The sequence below is a fragment of the Lacticaseibacillus chiayiensis genome, assembly GCF_004123795.1.
Lineage (GTDB): Bacteria > Bacillota > Bacilli > Lactobacillales > Lactobacillaceae > Lacticaseibacillus > Lacticaseibacillus chiayiensis.
In genome coordinates, this window is sequence record NZ_MSSM01000028.1 from 13297 (window position 1) to 27183 (window position 13887).

The 13887-nt window shown below is 47.7% G+C and carries 14 protein-coding genes; 4 read left to right on the forward strand and 10 right to left on the reverse strand.

The genetic code is table 11. The features are described 5' to 3' along the window. The 7 genes from pnuC to BVJ53_RS10465 all read right to left on the reverse strand — a co-directional run bounded on the left by pnuC (window position 1) and on the right by BVJ53_RS10465 (window position 6056). Window positions 1-732: a nicotinamide riboside transporter PnuC gene (gene pnuC / locus BVJ53_RS10435; RefSeq protein ID WP_129302335.1), complete on the reverse strand. Its 732-nt coding sequence runs from the start codon at window positions 730-732 to the stop codon at window positions 1-3. A gap of 228 nt (window positions 733-960) precedes the next feature. Continuing rightward, complete coding sequence (locus tag BVJ53_RS10440; RefSeq protein WP_129302336.1) at window positions 961-1896, reverse strand: SDR family NAD(P)-dependent oxidoreductase; 936 nt, start codon at window positions 1894-1896, stop codon at window positions 961-963. 32 nt (window positions 1897-1928) lie between these two features. Then, a complete protein-coding gene (msrA, locus tag BVJ53_RS10445; protein WP_167470193.1) occupies window positions 1929-2759 on the reverse strand; it encodes a peptide-methionine (S)-S-oxide reductase MsrA in 831 nt (276 codons plus the stop codon). A gap of 161 nt (window positions 2760-2920) precedes the next feature. Next, window positions 2921-3607, reverse strand: coding sequence for a histidine phosphatase family protein (locus tag BVJ53_RS10450; RefSeq protein WP_129302338.1), 687 nt, complete (start codon window positions 3605-3607; stop codon window positions 2921-2923). Window positions 3608-3691: 84 nt separating this feature from the next. Then, a complete protein-coding gene (gene sdaAA / locus BVJ53_RS10455; protein WP_129302339.1) occupies window positions 3692-4561 on the reverse strand; it encodes an L-serine ammonia-lyase, iron-sulfur-dependent, subunit alpha in 870 nt (289 codons plus the stop codon). Between the two features lie 47 nt (window positions 4562-4608). Then, window positions 4609-5274, reverse strand: a complete 666-nt coding sequence (gene sdaAB, locus BVJ53_RS10460) for an L-serine ammonia-lyase, iron-sulfur-dependent subunit beta (RefSeq protein WP_129302340.1) — start codon at window positions 5272-5274, stop codon at window positions 4609-4611. A 164-nt stretch (window positions 5275-5438) separates the two neighbouring features. Then, window positions 5439-6056: a DUF1054 family protein gene (locus tag BVJ53_RS10465; protein WP_129302341.1), complete on the reverse strand. Its 618-nt coding sequence runs from the start codon at window positions 6054-6056 to the stop codon at window positions 5439-5441. A gap of 116 nt (window positions 6057-6172) precedes the next feature. Between BVJ53_RS10465 and BVJ53_RS10470 the strand changes: the two genes are divergently transcribed. Further along, window positions 6173-6619: a YueI family protein gene (locus BVJ53_RS10470; protein WP_129302342.1), complete on the forward strand. Its 447-nt coding sequence runs from the start codon at window positions 6173-6175 to the stop codon at window positions 6617-6619. Window positions 6620-6739: 120 nt separating this feature from the next. Here the strand turns inward: BVJ53_RS10470 and BVJ53_RS10475 are convergent, their stop codons facing one another. Continuing rightward, window positions 6740-8704, reverse strand: coding sequence for a glutamate--cysteine ligase (locus BVJ53_RS10475; protein ID WP_191983446.1), 1965 nt, complete (start codon window positions 8702-8704; stop codon window positions 6740-6742). A gap of 171 nt (window positions 8705-8875) precedes the next feature. Between BVJ53_RS10475 and BVJ53_RS10480 the strand changes: the two genes are divergently transcribed. The 3 genes from BVJ53_RS10480 (at window position 8876) to BVJ53_RS10495 (ending at window position 11454) form a co-directional block, all read left to right on the forward strand. Then, window positions 8876-10171: a replication-associated recombination protein A gene (locus tag BVJ53_RS10480; protein ID WP_129302344.1), complete on the forward strand. Its 1296-nt coding sequence runs from the start codon at window positions 8876-8878 to the stop codon at window positions 10169-10171. 443 nt (window positions 10172-10614) lie between these two features. After that, window positions 10615-10893, forward strand: a complete 279-nt coding sequence (locus tag BVJ53_RS10490) for a hypothetical protein (protein WP_129302345.1) — start codon at window positions 10615-10617, stop codon at window positions 10891-10893. A 60-nt stretch (window positions 10894-10953) separates the two neighbouring features. Further along, window positions 10954-11454, forward strand: coding sequence for a universal stress protein (locus tag BVJ53_RS10495; RefSeq protein ID WP_129302346.1), 501 nt, complete (start codon window positions 10954-10956; stop codon window positions 11452-11454). A gap of 171 nt (window positions 11455-11625) precedes the next feature. On the opposite strand, the gene BVJ53_RS10500 is transcribed toward BVJ53_RS10495, so the two are convergent. Together BVJ53_RS10500 and BVJ53_RS10505 are read right to left on the reverse strand one after the other, a co-directional pair. Beyond that, on the reverse strand, window positions 11626-12513 hold the full coding sequence (locus BVJ53_RS10500; protein WP_129302347.1) for a helix-turn-helix domain-containing protein: 888 nt from the start codon (window positions 12511-12513) through the stop codon (window positions 11626-11628). Window positions 12514-12866: 353 nt separating this feature from the next. After that, window positions 12867-13835 (reverse strand): DUF2785 domain-containing protein, encoded by a 969-nt coding sequence (locus BVJ53_RS10505; RefSeq protein WP_129302348.1) that lies wholly within the window; start codon window positions 13833-13835, stop codon window positions 12867-12869. Window positions 13836-13887: the final 52 nt, after the last annotated feature.

Sequence of the window (13887 nt, forward strand, 5' to 3'; positions counted from 1 at the left end):
CTAAAGTGCCTTCAAGCCAAGTTGCTTACGACCGCGGTTGAACCATGGGCTGACCGTGAACGCCAGAATATCATTGATAACATAAATGCTGGAGTTGATGGCCATCGCCAAGCTGGCATCGCCTTGGGCAAATGTTACGGCCCACAGAATCAATTGCGCGATGCCGCTGAACAACCACCAGAAGTACTGGTTATTGTAACGCAAGAAGCAAACAATGCCGCCTGTCAACGAAATCGCAAACGCCATGCCGTCGTAAATCGGCCGCGGGTCATTGGTGAACCGCCCGATTAAGTAGGCGCTAGCAGCCCAAACAACTAGTGTAAAGCCAATCGACAGCACCCACTTTTGCAAGTTGAAAGTCTTCAAATGATTCTTGGTATCATCATTCCATGTCCGCACACTGATCAACACCGGCAAGTCAAGAGTGATGACATACGCAACCTGTTCAAACATCGAAAGATAGTTGCGGGCCGTGTACCCGACAAAAATAAAGCAAGCCGCACTCAACAGCCCCAACCAACCATTAACGGCTTTGGTCGCGTTGATGGCCAAAACACAAAGAACGCCAAGAGTGGTTCCGATGAACGTAATCACCGTCACAGCCGTAATCTTGGCATCCACCAGCGTCATCAGCTGACAGCCAAACGCAAACCAAAACAAATAATAATTTTGTTGCGGCCACCCTTTTAACTGATGCAGCAACCAACTAAAATAATTCCCAGACGTTTGCACGAAACAAGACCCCTTTACGCTTCAATTTCGTCGTATGATAACGAACATCTTTATTATGACGCAATATTTTGTGAAATGTAAGTCTTGCATATACAAGATATTGGTGGTAATGGCTGTGTCTACCACAACATGTGCTACATCAATAAAACCGTTTTCATATTGATCAAACCAGCCTTTCAAGAAATTGGATTATTTTTTAATTTTATCGCGTCTGGAAAATGTCCTGATTCAAACGCCAGTAACCTGCCGCGATGCGCGATACAACCGATTTAATAAGTCCTGATCATGTAATTCAGACCGGTTGTTCCAGCGCCATAGCTCCGGATAACCGCGCAGACCGTGCCATGACGACGGTGCATACACGACGCCGCCTTGCGCGTGGGTATCCGTTGCGGCGTAAAGCGCTGGCAATGCTGCTCGCCGAGGTGACTGACGCAGCCAAGGCATGATGTGAAAACTCAATGCCGCCAATCGCATTGGCCAGGCCGTTTCCCGTGACTGAATGGTTTTAAGACTGGTCGCCGCTAATCCCGGGCTTGATCCATTGACCATGACCGACTGCCCCGCCTCTTGAAACAGTTGATTGAGTTTCACTGCCATCATCGCCTGCGCCAATTTGGAGTTGGCGTAAAATCTCCACGGACGGTAATGGCGCCCATCAAACTGATTAAAGGTTAAATGCGGCCGCCCCATTGCAATCGACGCAACGTTCACCACGTGGGTATTTGGCGTTTTTGTCAACAACGGGACTAGACGCAAGGTAAGGATAAAACCGGCAAAGTAATTAACCGCCCACATCAGTTCCACCCCATCGCGCGTGATCGTGCGCTTGGCTGGCATCATGACACCGGCATTGTTAATTAAAATATCCAGTTGCGGCAACATAGCCAGAAGCTGATCGGCGAGCTGATTCACCGCGGTTTGATCACTAAGGTCGGCAGCGATGAAGCTAATCGATTGCCGATGGGTTGCATGCTTTAATTTCTTAACCGCTGCCTGTCCTTTAAGCCGATTCTTGCCAATGATGATCACAATTGCACCATGCCTCAATAATGCTTTACTCATGGCAAAACCAACGCCGCTTGTGCCGCCGGTGACAACCGCATACCGACCAGTAAGATCAGGCATGTCGTCTTCCGTCCAATGTCGTTTAGGTGCCTGCATCCATGTCACCTCCTCAAAGACCGTGACCGCTTTTAAGCCCGCTTTCGCCGTTTCAACAGCATCCTTAAATCGCCTTGTGCATGTTGAAACTTAAGAAACTGCTGCCGGGTCTTTTCAACCATTCGATACCGTTTAGGGTTCTTTTTGTAGAAATCTTGGTGATAATTTTCCGCTAACCAAAATGTCGCTGCTGGCTCGATAGCCGTCACAATCGGTCGCAAGTAACGGTCCGAGGCAGCCCGCTTAGCTTTTGCTTCTTTAGCAATCCGGTGCTGGTCATCATTGCGCACGAAGATCACTGGCCGATAATGACCACCGCGATCCTGAAACTGCCCCAATGCATCAGTTGGATCCGTCAGTTGAAAATAAAGATCGACAAGTTGTTGATACGATATTTTCCGTGTATCGAAAATAATTTCAACGGCTTCAACGTGGCCGGTGGTGTCGCTGATCACTTGTTCATAAGTCGGATGGTCAGCTTGGCCGCCTGTATACCCTGAAACAACCGATTCAACGCCTGGCATATCGACAAACGGTTCCACCATGCACCAAAAACAGCCACCTGCAAAGATGGCGCGATCCTGATAGGCAAGATCGCGCTGAAAATGGGCACTCACATCAGTTTCGCTTGCCGCTTCATCATCCCCGGTCTGGGTTCGATAAAAATCGGCTAAATCCGGCGTCAGGTTATCCCGAATTGCGAGCGGACGCAAACTGGCTTTTAACTGATCCCAGCTTACCCCGACTGATTGTCCAGCCTCAACTTGTTGTTTAGCCTGAAGCAACTGCTTCCGCTCGAAAGCTCTCGTCCCCGGTGCCAGCAATAAATTCGTTAACTTTGCAAGATAGACTTCCGGCGTCATCTTCATCGCGCATCGCCTCCAGTGGTTGAGTCACTTTCAGTATACGCGTGCTGCTTATTTTTAGATAGTGCACAATCTTTTTAAACTTGGATTATCGGAATACTTTCGGGAACAAAAAAAGTCTGCTCACTTGCTAAGCAGACAACGTTTTTGCAATCCTGTCATTGTGACCACGCTTCTTGTAACCCCTGATCCCGAAAAGTCGTGTTATCCAACCAGCCCACTTTAAATCGACCTTTCTGATAAGTAACCTTGCTGACGCTGGCATTTTTAAGTTCAGTGCGATTCGGCAATTTGCCACCATGCGCCAGTAACCATAACAGGCTGGCAGTGCCGTGACTGACAACCAGAATGCTCGTCTCATGAGCTGCTTCTGCTGCGGCAACGACTCGGCGCAAGGCCAAATCATAGCGGGAAACAATTTGTTGGGTATTCTCTGCCTGATTGGTCACATCAGCGGCATGGAACTTATCAGGAATGGCTTCGAGTGGCACCTTACCACTTGTCACAAGTTGATGGTAATCCGGGACCCCAAAAACTTCTTCTGAAACATCCTTGAGTTCGCGGCCTTCAAAAATACCGTCATTTTCTTCACGCAAGCCGCTATTGGTTTCAATTGACTGTTTTTCGTCCATCCCCAAAAGTATTTGCTGCGCCGTTTCCTGAGCACGAATCAAATCACTGGAAACAACCCGATCAAATTTCAAACCACTTGCGCGCAACCCCAAGCCTAACGCAAATGCCTGCTTACGCCCATGCGCATCCAAGCGCGAATTCGTGACACCTTGAATTAGTTGCCGCACATTACCTACCGTTTCGCCGTGACGAACCAAATATAAATTGATCACAGTCTGCTTCCTTTCAAAACGCGACATCCCTGGTGAATCATTGCTGCCTTTCACCTAAATACTTCAATCGGTTACCCTTGACACTTACGCTTTGCCAAAAATTTTCTTCTTTAGCCTTAATCCCGTTGGCGTGGTCGCCAAACCACCTTCACCGGTTTCTCGCAATGTAGCTGGCAACTGCATCCCCACGCGATTGACCGCTTCGATGACTTCATCAGCCGGAATCACACTGATACAACCGGCAAGCGCCATATCAGCTGAAATCATGGCCTGACTGGCACCCAGCGCATTGCGTTTCACACATGGCACTTCCACCAAGCCGGCCACCGGATCGCACACCAACCCCATCATGTTTTGCAAGGTGATCGCAACGGCTGTGGCCGCTTGCTCCGCTGTCCCGCCGTTAGCCGTCACCAAAGCCGCCGCGGCCATCGCACTGGCTGAACCGACCTCTTCCTGACAACCGCCTTCTGCTCCGGCAATTCCGGCGTTATTAGCAATCACCAAGCCAAACGCACCGGCTGTGAAAAGAAAATCCAGCTGCTGATCGTGACTCAGATGCAGCCGATCGCGCATCGCCAATAAAACACCCGCCAAAACACCGGCAGATCCTGCAGTCGGGGTTGCGCAGATCAACCCCATTTTGGCATTCACTTCATTAACGGCAATCGCATTACGCACCGCTTCCATAATCGGCTGGCCGCTCATAAAATGCTGCCCGTTAATATAAGTGTTCAACTTCTTTGCCTCGCCACCGGTCAGCCCAGTGACGCTTTTTACACCGGCAATTCCTTCTTTAACCGAACGCTCCATGACTTCAAGGTTGCGGCTCATCAAATGGCGAATCTGTTCTTCGGTTCGGGTCGAGTTTTCAACTTCCGTGTGCACCATTAACGCAGCAATGGAAGGAAAAGCATGACTTTGCTCAACAAGCTCTTTGACGGTATAAAACATCTTTGACTCCTTTACCAGGCAATTCGTGACAACATTTTAAATGCGATTTACTCGAAATAGGTCACATTGCGCATGTGTGGCAGCAACTTCAGCTTCGCCAGAATATCAGTTTGATAATCGTCAGCCTCAATAATCATAATCGCCTGCTTACCTTTAGCCGTTCGCGTGACGGTCATGGTACCAATATTAATGCCTGCACTGGAAAAAATGCCGGTCACCTTGGCGATCATCCCTGGCACATCATCGTGAATCGTGATATAAGTCGGCTGGCCCATACTCAACGAAATCTTGAAGCCATTGATTTCTGTGATCTGAATATTACCGCCGCCAATGGAAACGCCGGTCACCGCTAGTCGATGATCGCCAGTTTGCAGGACGATATGCGCCGTATTGGGATGATCGACCTTATCGCTTTTCGGCACAAAACTGACTTTAATCCCTTGGTCGTATGCCAATTTCAAGGATTCCGGCAGCCGTGGGTCATCAGGCGCCATCCCCAGTAGTCCGGCAACCAGTGCCACATCTGTCCCGTGACCACGATAGGTTTTGGCGAATGATTCATACAAATAGATAGTGATGACTTCCGGTTTTTCGCCAAAAATATCACGAACAACTTTGCCAATACGCGCCGCCCCTCCAGTATGAGAACTGCTGGGTCCGACCATAACGGGACCAATAATATCAAAGACGCTATGAAACCGAATATCTGGCATGAGCTTTCTCCTTATTATAGGTGTCAAAGCCGCTCGAAGCAGGCTGACCTCTTAAACAACGTGAGTTTCTATTCAATGTGATTTTACCACCCTGAACTTCAGCATGCTTGATTTTAAAAGCTTCCATTCTACTTCTTCCTCGCGGCTAATTGATAGCCAGTTATTCACTTGTCGGCCTCGCAAGCCGCCACGTTTTGCACAAGCTGATCCAATATCGGTGCCAGGTCTGCGATACGCCGCTGGATCTGTGTCCACAAAACATCCGGGGTTGTCCAAATGGGATCTTTGGCTACATACACCTGCCCGATCAGAAACTCGGCATTTTTAACTGTCTCAAACCGCGTGATCTTCTGCGTCAGTGTGGTTGGGCTTAGCGCAATCGTAGCCTTGGTAGTATGGTCATCGGCGATCAACCACTGGCCGGGTAGTTTTGTCATTATCGGCTCAATACCTGCCAACAATTGTGGTACCGTTTTACTTTCACGCAAACAAGCAAGCCACAAAAACAAGCGATCATCCCAAAAACCTAATTCTAAGTGCGGCAACATTTTATACCCACGGCGACTCGTGGAAAACGCAACCCATGTGTTAGGAGGCGGATTCTTATGGCGACGCTGATGTTTGGCAATGTGAGCAAAGACCGGTTGATCGAATTGCTGCAGCAATGGCACAATCGTCTTGGCAGCCTCGGCAAACTTTGGATCTAATCGTTCACGGATTAAAGTCATTCGTGCAGCAAGTGTCGGTTCCGCAAAAACTGTGAAATCTTCTTTCGTAAACACTGATCGCTCACTCCTTTCTTTGCACCGGATCATGTTACAATGAGAAGCATGGGAGCAGCGACGATTAGTTGACAATCGCCGCTTAGACTAACTCACTTAGAGGAGGACTTTTTAATATGTCAGACGATAACATGCAGGAGCATCTGAATAATGCACTTTACGGTCCCCCGCAGACCAACCCCGATGAGCGGCGGCGGTTTATGGGTTCATTACGCGAAAGAGTTGCCTTGCGCGTTTCCAACCAAGAATTGGCGGACCCTGCGCGCCAGCAACAAGTGGCACCTCTGCTAAAAGATTTTCATGACCACGGCTACAAAGCCTTATTAAACGGTAAACTTGATAACGCCGTCACGGGCCCTTACATGAAAATGCTGACTGGCGCCAACATTCCGTTTACCTTGGTGGCAAATGAAACCGCCCAAACCGATGAAAAAGCTGCTGGCCTGCTGATTGTTTCAGATAAAGCAATCAACCAAAACACGATCGACCTGCCACCACTGGATCCAGATCAAGACAAACCCAAACCAAAAAAATACGGCTTTGATTTGTTCAAGCATCTGTAAGCAGACCATCACCGGCATGGTTCAACTCAATAAAAATATGAAAGTAACTACTCCCAAAACGCGCACGTTTCTGGGGGTACTTTTATTTAGTGGAGACGGCAGAACTTTTTGTGACATCAATTACTTTTCAGCAAACAACCAATTTAACAATTTGGGGGCAATGAAGCGCGGTGTGCCCATGTCCGGCTTCTCCAGTGAGGTCAGGTCTGGCGCTGGATTAACGCTGATCACCACCGCCTGTCCTGCCACGTCTGGATCATAGGCGGCATACAGATTATCAATCACGATATCGACCGCGGCTACTGGCAGATCAAGGGCTGCCGCTGTCTCAACAGCCAGCCTTTTATAACTTCCATCAATCTCATCCGTGACATCATAAAGATCGCCACCGGTTTGCGGGTGAGCTGCAGTGGCCAGAAAGATTTGCTGACCACGGCGCAAAACGGTCTCGGGGGTCACCGACTGCAACTTCAATTGACGTAGAGCAGCAGCATCAAGTTGCAACTGACGGGCAGCCGGTCGCGTCCCATTTTTCAGTGCCACCAATTCTTTAATGGCTTTTCGGCCATCCCCTACCACATTCGCCGCCGCGGCCTCCAACACACTGAGAACTTGCCGATTGACAACGGTAAAATGATAGGTCGTTCCACGTGCCATCATCTCGATTAAAACTCCATGATGACGATTGGCCTCATGAAAAGCACGTGCAAATTGTTTTTCAGTCGGTGGGACGGCAAACTGCTCAACGGCAACGCCTTGGCTGCGCGCTTCCGGTTTAACAACAATACTTTTATGTGCAAAACTTCGCTCAAACGCCGACTTGGCATCTGGCCACCGGGTGAATTTCGCACCGCGGGCCACCGGAATACCAGCCGCAGCAAGTATTTTTTTTGCAGCATGCCGGTGCGTCGCAACTACCAAGGCATTGCCCGGGGTGTATTGGGTAATGGTACCATCGACAATCACTTGTGTTTGCATATCTGTCTCAACTTGCACCAACCCCTGCTGCCGATCCAACAGCGTAAATTGATAACCGCCATCAATGGCAGCCTGCACTAACGCTTGCGTATTACCTGACAAATCAACCATTCCCGGCAACCCATCCGCACCCGCCAAATCCGCGCAAGCTTCCTCACTTAACGAATTAGCCGCAGTGTTCTTATCGCCAAAACTCGCTGCAACCTGACCGGCAAGCGTTGTCTCCGGTTTCATCAAACGAGTTTGCATCAGTTCAAACGCCTGCTTCTGCTGCGCCGTCATCCCCATATGGTTCAACCACGTGGCCATTGCATCCATGTTCGCTGTTAGTTCCTTGACCGGTGTTGCAGGTGTCATCGCGGCAATTTTTCGGGCTTCTTCCAAGGCATGGCGCCGTACTTCGCTCACCACCGCTACCGGAATCGCTGGCTGGCTCAAGGCAAACCAGCAACTATCCCGCAAAAAAGTCAGCATTTGGGACGTTATACCACTGGCAGCGTAAGGATCAAGTTCGACCATGATATCCATGGCTAGCGTTCGATCCAGATGGTCCGGATCGGTCACTTTTTGAACCAAATGCTGCTCCTGATCCGGCGATGGCCAAAATGCCTGATGACCAGACGCTGGTGACGCTGCGAACAGATAGGTTATCAAAGGCAGTTGTCGTATCAAACCATTGGCAATCAAATCGTAAACCTTATTACGGTAAGCCACATAATCCGGACCCTGACCCTGAAAATTTTCTGCAGTATACAAGCGTTCAAACAGCGTTTCCGGCAACACGATGCGCACGACTTGCTGATTCACGCGCTCTTTGGAAAAGACCGGCAAACGCCCGCCCTCAGGCAAATTTGCCCAAATACGACTGAGTCCCGCACGTAATTCAGCAATCACACCCGTAAAGTCGTCCAGTAACGGTGTCGCCACCTGAAGCGTCGAAACTGACAAAGGCTGTACCAATGCATGTCGACTTAACTGGGGCCAAGCAGCCAGCTGAACCCCTTCCGGTAATACCGGCTTCACCGTCCGCACAACGGCAACGCGGGTCTGCGTGGCCAAATCAGATAAATGTTGTTCTTGAATCAGTTGCCAATAATGGTTCACAATATGTCATTCCTTTAAGTGATGATTTAGAATTAGATTAACACGCTGTCGGCGAAAGCGCGAACCGAATCCCAGCCAGAAAACAAGATAATCCGATACGTGGATTTTCAGTCAAGGAAAGACAACTAAACCCACTATCATCACTCAACGAAAGCCTTACAAGGAGGAATTTTTTTGCAACAACCGCTTGCTTATCGCATGCGCCCACAAAATTTAGATGAAGTCGTCGGGCAACAGGATCTTGTCGGTTCAGGAAGAATTATCCGTCGCATGGTCAGTGCCCACCGCCTAAGTTCAATGATTCTTTATGGCCCACCTGGCACCGGAAAAACCAGCATCGCCAGCGCCATTGCTGGCAGTACGAAATATGCTTTTCGCATTTTAAATGCTGCCACTGACACTAAAAAAGATCTGCAAATTGTCGCGGAAGAAGCCAAAATGAGTGGCACGGTAATTTTGCTGCTAGACGAAATCCATCGACTAGATAAAACTAAACAGGACTTTTTGCTGCCGTTACTCGAAAGCGGCCGAGTTATCTTGATCGGGGCCACTACTGAAAATCCCTATATGAATATCCAACCAGCTATTCGCAGTCGCACCCAGATTTTCCAGGTCAAACCGCTGACTCCTGATGACATCAGTACCGCCATCGATCGCGCACTGGCAGACGAAAAACGCGGTCTAGGCAAGTATCAGGTTAACTTACAACCCAAAGCGCGAGAATACCTCACCCACTCAACAAATGGCGATTTACGAGCCGCACTTAACGGTCTTGAGCTCGCCGTTTTATCAACCCCAGCAGATCACGATGGCACCATCAGTGTTGACTTGACGACCATTCAGCAAAGCCTACAAAAGCCATCGTTAGCTGGAGATGTCAACGGCGATGCGCATTACGACATTATTTCGGCGTTTCAAAAATCCATTCGCGGGTCTGATGTGAACGCTGCCTTACACTATCTCGCCCGATTAATCGCAATTGGCGACTTGAACAGCATTACACGCCGGTTGTTAGTGATCGCTTATGAAGACATCGGCTTAGCCAATCCGGCAACTGCCAGCCGCACACTAACGGCGATTCAAAGCGCCGAACGCTTAGGGCTTCCTGAAGGCCGCATTCCCCTCGCCGATACTGTGATTGATCTTTGCCTTGCACCTAAAAGTAATTCAGGCATCAAGGCGATTGACGCCGCCTTGGCTGACGTTGAAAGCGGAAACGCCGGCCAGATTCCGGACGATCTGCGCGATGCCCATTACCGCGGCGCCAAGCAACTAGGACATGGTCAAGGTTACAAACTACCACACAATTACGCTAATGGATGGGTAGCGCAGCAATATTTACCAAATAATCTCAAACATCATCAATACTACCATCCTAAAACCACCGGACGTTATGAAGCCGCGCTGGCTCAGCGTCAACAACAACTTGAAAAATGGCAGCGTGATGCCGAGAAGTCGAAGAAAAAGTAACGAAAGCGTTTCCACTTGCACCCATGCGGCTTCCCGTGCTACTATAACAGTGAAAGTTCTAAGGTGTTCGCGCTTCCTTAACTATCAGTTGACCGAACAGTATCGAGACCTTGGGACCGGAAGAGCCGTAGACGGTGCTGCTATTTCACTTAGCGGCTAATGTCTACGACGTCTGGACCCACATAGCTAGCAGCGGGTTTCAACGATCCGGGAAGAAAACGGCACCATTTAGTCTTTCAAAAAAAACCAATCATGTTTTTGGCCGGCTCCGTGCCGGCTTTTTTCATGCCAAAATCGCAGAACAGCTGATGCAAGTATCTGTCTTGCAACCGCTAGTTCTTGCCAGGGTCATGTGTATACACGATCGCAATATTTAAAAAGTCAACCGCTTTTCCTTACTGCTGTGGCATAATATAAGCAAACAGCTAGGGAGGACTGATCCTTTGACAATCATTTTAATGTGCATTTACGCGGTCGCCTTGTTTGGATTGGCAGCCTACACATGGCTTCATCGCTATCAAAACTTTCTGATTATCAAAAAACCGGCTCCGGGCATGACGCGTTTTCTCAAGATCTTTGCCTATCTTTTCACCCTTGTCGGCATCCTCGCCATCATCGGTGGAGTTTTGTTCCCGATGTGGATGAACTTGGTCATTTTGGTTTTCGGCGCTTTTTTAGCAACAGTTTTTGTTTTTATCAGCCTGACCCAGATGAAGTTGTGAAATGCTTTTCATTTAATTTCCCGATGGAATCAAGTACAATGAAGATAGAGGTGATGAGGAATGTTACAACAATATCAACATATTTTGGTTGCGATTGATGGCTCATATGAAGCAGAGTTAGCATTCAAAAAAGCGGTTGCCGTTGCCAAACGAAATCAGGCAGAGTTAATTCTTATTCATATCGTTGATACCCGAGCGTTCCAGAACGTTTCCAGCTTTGATTCAGCGATGGTCGAACAAGTAACAGAAAACGCTAAGAGCACCATGGAAGGTTATGTCGATCAGGCCAAGAAAGCCGGATTGGACAAGGTCAGTTTCAGCATTGAATACGGCGCACCAAAAACAATCATCGCCAGAGACATCCCCAAAGCTAAAAATATCGATCTGATCATGATTGGGGCAACTGGTTTAAACGCCGTTGAACGTCTGTTAATTGGATCGGTCACCGAATACGTCACACGGAACGCCTTATGCGATGTCCTCGTGGTTCGGACTGACTTGACCAACAAGCCGGCATTGGCAAGTACCAAAAAACCGGCTGATCAACCTCAAGAAGACTAATCGCTAGGCTAAATTGGAATGGTTAGCGCAAAGTTGCCAACGTGTCATTCAATGATTCCACACATAGACGACATTAAAAAACCTGAGACCTTTGCCAACTACATCAGCAGATGCAGGACGAAAGCCTCAGGTATTTTTGACGATCACCAAACGATTGCCGGTGGCTTGCGGCTATGCCGTTTCGCTGTTTGGCTTTTGTGTCACCATTTCGGCAGCAAGACTCGCCGCCAGTGCAGTGGAACCGGTAACCTGTGCAAACGCAATGGCGATTTGATAACTCTTAGGTGCCTCCGGATTACCAAGTAATTTCAAGGCCCGAGCCTGCAAAGTGTAAAGTTCGTCAAGCAAAAAAAGCTTATCGTGCTTGACCGCTTCACGAATGCCGTAGTCGGTATACTTCAAAACAGCTTTAAAATCACTTAGTTCATAGTATACGCGCGCAATATGCCAATAAATCGTTAGTTCCACATCGAGATACTTACTGTCAGACAATGGCACATGCTTTAACATGCGCAATGCCTGATCGATGTAGACCCGCGAACGATCAAAGGTATGCTTGTCCGCATATGCCAGTCCCAAGCCGAGGGTTGCCAAAATGGCATATAAATCACGCTCTGAATTTACAAGCGGGCTTAAAACCCGACCAAAGAAATAAATGGCCTCGTCAGGTGCGTTGTTCTTGAATAGCTCGATGATTCCTTGATAATAGTAATAACGCTTTTGATCATCTTCGCTTTTAATCTTATCCAGCCGGATCTTGCTCAGATTATCTGCTGCAACCCCGTATTGATGGTGCTGGATTTGATAATCAATCGCATTCAGCAACTGTTGGATCCGATCATGATGTTCAACAACAATATCATCAAGTTGAATCCCCAAACGGCTAATAAGCCGCATCAGAATATTCATACTTGGAACCTTATTTCGCTTTTCAATAAGGCTAATCGTTGCCTGCGTACAGATATTTGCTGCCAGTTCCGCCTGAGATAGGCCTTTTAACTTGCGATAGTAGCGGACTTTATCCCCCAAAATCCGCAACGTTTGCTGCTCCTTTCGCACACTTATCACTCCCCAGTGTTCCTTTTAACAAATCAACATAGAAGTCACGGGGTCTCCCCCTAACCTAGTGTCAATTATACGGATAAGTGGTTTTAAAAGCTAACAATAACAACTGGTATTTATTCTTTTTTTGTAAAAAATTTTTTTAAATTTTGAGCTTCAATAATGAAAAAGGTCACAAAGTCAAAACAAACATACTACAATATCTAAATATTTATATTTATACATAAATATTTCTATTACTTTGACCTACAAAAATTGTTACAAAGCATAGGCCATAAAAATCAACTTCATCCTGGTTTCAGTAAGATTAATAAGTGTACCAATTGCACTTACATAGAACTTGCTTAAAATTAGAAAAGATCGACAATTTGTTGAATGTAATCCGTAACCGGTTGCGGTAAATCAGCTCGTAATGTCAACGCCTGCAACAGGCGATTGCGATTGTACCACCGAACCCAGAAAGTGTAAGATTCCTGCGGTCGAATATTAACCAGCGTGTGTTGCCAGTTCTTAAGGCACATTAAAAGCGTCTCGCTATAAAACTGATTAACGTTGGTAATGCTACTGAGATACAAAGCCATTCGATGGTCTTCGCCAAAAATCAACGGCGTCTCAATCCTGCGCCAAGCTTCCACGACTGCGGCCATCAAGAAGACTTTCTCGGATCGCGGCAACATATCGACTTGACTCAGTTCTTCCAACATATTGCCAATATGCGTAAATGCATGGGCCCAGCCTTTGGTTTCGACATAGCCGCGGCCATCTTTTTCAAGCAGAATATACGTACCAATATTCTGTACAACTGCCAGATAATCGGCTTTACTAAGAATATGATAGCGATTCTGGTCGGCATAAATCATGCCACTCAAGATCATCACCGCAAAACTTCGCAGAAATATGGCATCATTTTGCGGCTCAAAAATGTGGCTGAACAAAACATCCGGCGCTTGCAGACGTTTAAAAAGCGCCTTGACTTGTTCATTCGTAAACGCTTCTGCCTGGAATAAATCATTGAATAAGAAAAAAACGCCTTTGTCCCGAACAGCTGGCTTGGTACTGGCCAAATGCGTCACCAAAAAGGCAATCTCATCATCAGTGACGCTCGGATCACTCGTTTGTTTGATCCGTTTCTGAATGGAACGAATTCTTACAATGGCAGTTTTATCATCGCGAGGAACGCTGACCCGCGTCTTTGATTCTGTTGCGACACTATCAATGACTTTTCCCAGCATATCAGGCAATGTTGCGAAAATCTTACCTTGATTCAATAAAGTCCGTAACTGTTGGACTGTGGTTTGAATGGTATCTAGTTGCGTCAAAATGGGCCTCCTTTTAAAGCTAAATGGCGTTGCGGTGCGATTTACTGTCGCC